Annotated in this window: 3 protein-coding genes and 1 pseudogene; all 4 read right to left on the reverse strand. The window is 76.5% G+C overall.

Annotated elements, in window-relative coordinates; all coding sequences use genetic code 11:
* Positions 1 to 181, reverse strand: a pseudogene (locus tag Q7L73_RS28465) (hypothetical protein); the annotation flags it as partial.
* Positions 181 to 960: a YcnI family protein gene (locus Q7L73_RS28470; RefSeq protein ID WP_304696304.1), complete on the reverse strand. Its 780-nt coding sequence runs from the start codon at positions 958 to 960 to the stop codon at positions 181 to 183. The pseudogene Q7L73_RS28465 and the gene Q7L73_RS28470, both read right to left, overlap by 1 nt.
* Positions 957 to 2,696, reverse strand: coding sequence for a copper resistance protein CopC (locus Q7L73_RS28475; RefSeq protein ID WP_304696302.1), 1,740 nt, complete (start codon positions 2,694 to 2,696; stop codon positions 957 to 959). Before Q7L73_RS28475 ends, Q7L73_RS28470 begins: the two co-directional genes overlap by 4 nt.
* Positions 2,690 to 3,370, reverse strand: coding sequence for a hypothetical protein (locus Q7L73_RS28480; protein WP_304696300.1), 681 nt, complete (start codon positions 3,368 to 3,370; stop codon positions 2,690 to 2,692). The genes Q7L73_RS28475 and Q7L73_RS28480 overlap by 7 nt, the downstream gene beginning before the upstream one ends.
* Positions 3,371 to 3,562: the final 192 nt, after the last annotated feature.

A 3,562-nucleotide genomic window follows, 5' to 3' on the forward strand; every position in this document is an offset into this window, starting at 1 on the left:
GCCGGCGGCGCCGCCGGCGCGCGCGGCCGCGGGTGCGGGCCGGGCGCGCCGCGCGCTCGCGCCGCGCCTGCGCGACGATCGTCGCGAAGACCCGCTCGCCGACGTACCGCCCGCGCAGCAGCGCCGCTGCGATCAGCAGCGCGGGCGCGAGGTACAGCAGGCCGGCGAGCAGGGCGGTCATCAGGCCGCGGCGCCCTTGCGCCGCAGCGCGACGAACAGCGCCGCGGCGCCCAGCAGCAGGCCGACGACGCCGGCGCCGAGGCCGGCGTAGGCGAGGCCCTTGGAGGCGCCGTCGTCATCGGAGACGGCGACCTGGCTCTGCGTCGACAGCTCGCCCGGCTCGCCGCCGCCGGCGCTCGCGGCGTCGCCGCCGCTCTCGTCACCGGCCGCCGCGCCGTCGGAGTGGCCGGCGCCGGCGCCCTCGCCCGCGTCGGCGGTCGCCGCCGTGATCGCCAGCTGCGGCGCCGGCGACGCGGAGTCGGGCGCGCCGATCCAGCGCACGACCTCGCCGCCGGCGTACGTCTGCAGCGCCTTGAACGTCAGCGAGCTGCCGGCTCTGTCGGGGATCTGGACGGAGATCGGGAAGTCCTGGAAGGCGCCCGGCGGGATCGTGCCGCCGCTCCAGACGATCCGCGAGATCTGCTCGGAGATCGGCCCGTTCTCGGTCTCGATCGGCTTCGACAGCCGCTCGCGGATCACTCTCACGTCCCAGCCGGGGACCGGCTCGAACGAGGCCGTGACGAAGCCGGGCGGCAGCTTCAGATCGACCTTCGTCGTGCCCGCGTCGCCGCGCTCGTTGGGGACGCGCACGTCGAGCACGGCGTAGGAGCCGGCGGCCGCGCTCTTGGGCACCACCGTCACGTGCGCCTGCGCCGCCGACGGCAGCGCCAGCGTGGCAGCCGCGACCGTCGCGGCGAGCGCGGCGACGGCGCGGGCGGGGCGATTCGGGGTCCTCCTCATCGGATCGGAACCTCCACTCTTGTCGTGTATTCGTCGAAGTCGGAGACGCGCACCGTGACCCGCACCGTCCAGCTGCCGGAGACGCCGAAGGTGGCGTTCCCGACGTAGTGGCCGGGGCCGGCGCGGTCGGCCTCGATCGGCAGCGGGCCGATCCTGCGGTCGCGCTCGGTCGCGCTCACGGTCACCTCTCTGGCGCCGTCGTACTGGCGCCCGTCGCGCGGGCGCAGCAGGTACAGGTGCAGCTCGTTGGCGCCGGTCGCGGCCGGGTCGAGCGTCACCTGCAGCTGCAGCGGGCCGATCTCCGTCGTCGTGGCGAAGGGACCGGCCTGCTGCGCGATCGACGGCGCGTACGCCGCCAGCGTCGCCGTCGCCGCCAGCGCGCCCGCGATCAGCAGCAGCTCGCCGCGCAGCACCCGCCGCAGCAGCAGCCCGGCCTGCGCCGGCGGCTCGGCCGCCGCCGCGACCGCGCGCAGCCGCGGCAGCACCAGCCGCCGCTGCAGCGCGCCGAGCGCGATCAGCGCCAGCAGCAGCACGACCTTGACCGTGACCGCGCGCCCGAACGGGGTGTCGAACAGGTGCGCGACCGTGCGCACCTCGACGACGCCCTGCACGATCCCGCTCGCGACGAGCGCGATCACGGCGCCGAGCGCCAGCGGCGAGAAGCGGCTCAGCGCCGCCGCCAGCAGCCGGCTGCGGTCGCCGCGCGCCGGCAGCGACCGCGTCGCCGCCGGGACGGCCAGCAGCAGCGTCGCGAGCCCGCCGGCCCACAGCGACATCGCGCCGACGTGGACGGCGTTGGCCGGCAGCAGCAGCCACGTCGGCGACTGCACCGAGGCGTGGCCGCCGAGCGCCGGCAGCAGCAGCAGGAAGACGAGCGGCGGCGCGAAGGCGGCGAGCGCCAGCGGCTCCGGCTCGCGTCGCTCGCGCTCGCGCCCGGCCGGTGCGAGCGCGACCGCGGCGACCAGCCCGACCAGCAGCCAGGCGGCGACGGCGATCCCCCAGACGGTGCCGAAGCGGGTGCCGAGCGTCTCGCGCACGACGCTCGGTCTGAGCGCCTCGTGCAGCGCCAGGCCGGCCGCCTCCGAGCCCTGGCAGACGACCGCCAGCGCCGCGCTCAGCAATCCGGCGACGGCGGCGACCAGCAGCAGCTGCCGGTGGCGGCGCGCGAAGGCGGCCGCCGGCGCGGGGCCGAGCGCGACCGTCGCGGCCGCCTGGCGCCACACCAGCAGCAGGAACAGCAGCGCGCCGAGCGCGAGCGCGATCGAGCCGTACTGGACGGCGCGCGCGATCCCGAAGGCGAAATCGGTCGCGGCGCCGCTCTGCTGCCCGCCGAGCAGCTCGGCGACGGTCGCACCGGCGGCGCCGGCTCTGCCGAGCGCGAAGACGAGCCCGCCTGAGACGACGTGGCCGTCGGCCGAGACGACGCGGTAGGTGGCGGTGTAGCTGCCGTCGCGCAGACCGTCGCGCAGGTGGACGGCGAGCTGCTGGCCGTGTCCGTCGGGGTGGTAGGCGTCGCCCGCGTCGACGCGCGCGCCAGCGGCGTCGAAGACGCGCAGCGCGCCGAAGTTGCCCTCGACCGGCTCGTCGAAGCGCAGCACGACCGCCTCCGGCGCCGTTCTCAACACCGCGCCGCGCTGCGGCACGGTCGACTCCAGCGTCGCGTGCGCGAGCGCCTGCGCGGGCGTCAGCAGCAGCGCCAGCAGCACCGCGAGCGCGAGCAGGCCGCGCCTCACCACGCGTCGCTCTCCATGCGCTCGGCCGGCTGCGCGCGCCGTCTGCGCACGATCACGACGGCCGCGCCGAGCGCCAGCACGACGACCGCGAAGGCGACGGCGGCGGCGACCGGGAAGGAGGATCCGCCCTGCTCGCCGACCCACCAGAGCGTGCCGGCGATCGCCGCTCTTCTGCCGCCGACGTCGATCGGCACGGCGTAGTCGAAGACCTTCGTTCTGACCGACTGGTCTCTGACCTGCGGCGCGACCTGGCCGGAGACCATCCAGTGCATGCGGTGGTCGTGCCACTCGAAGCGGCCGGTTCTGTCCTGCACCTCCCAGTCCGGCGCGGCGCGCGGGTCGTTGCGCACCCGCTCGGGCACGGGGACGTTCGCGTAGCGCTCGTCGTTGAGGTAGTAGGCGGTCGAGTTGCGGTTGGTCGAGACCGTGCCGTCGGCGTCGACGCGCGCGTACGGCTCTCTGTTGTAGCCGTAGATCGTGACCGTCTCGCCCGTGCGGTTGTCGAGCTCGAAGCGGTCGTCGTAGTTGAGCACCTGCACGCGCAGGCCGCTGACGGCAGGGTCGACGCCCCTGACGATCGAGCGGTAGCGCGCGTCGCCCTGGTGTGCGGCGGCGGACGCGGCGAGCGCGGCGCAGAGCGCCAGCGCCGTCGCGAACGCCGCGGCGAGGCGGAACATCGCGAAGTACCTCCATCGGTGTGTGGGTCGGGACGCGCAGGCGCGCGGCGACCCTCGCTCCGACGATCTCGGCGGCGAGCGGGTGGCGCGGGCGGCTACGCGGGCAGCGGCAGCCGCGCGGGCGGCGCGCGCCCGGCGCAGACGCCCGCGAGCGCGCGCGGACGGCGTGGCGCGACGGTGGCCGGGCGCGGC

The sequence above is a fragment of the Conexibacter sp. CPCC 205762 genome (genome assembly GCF_030646155.1).
Classification (GTDB): domain Bacteria; phylum Actinomycetota; class Thermoleophilia; order Solirubrobacterales; family Solirubrobacteraceae; genus Conexibacter.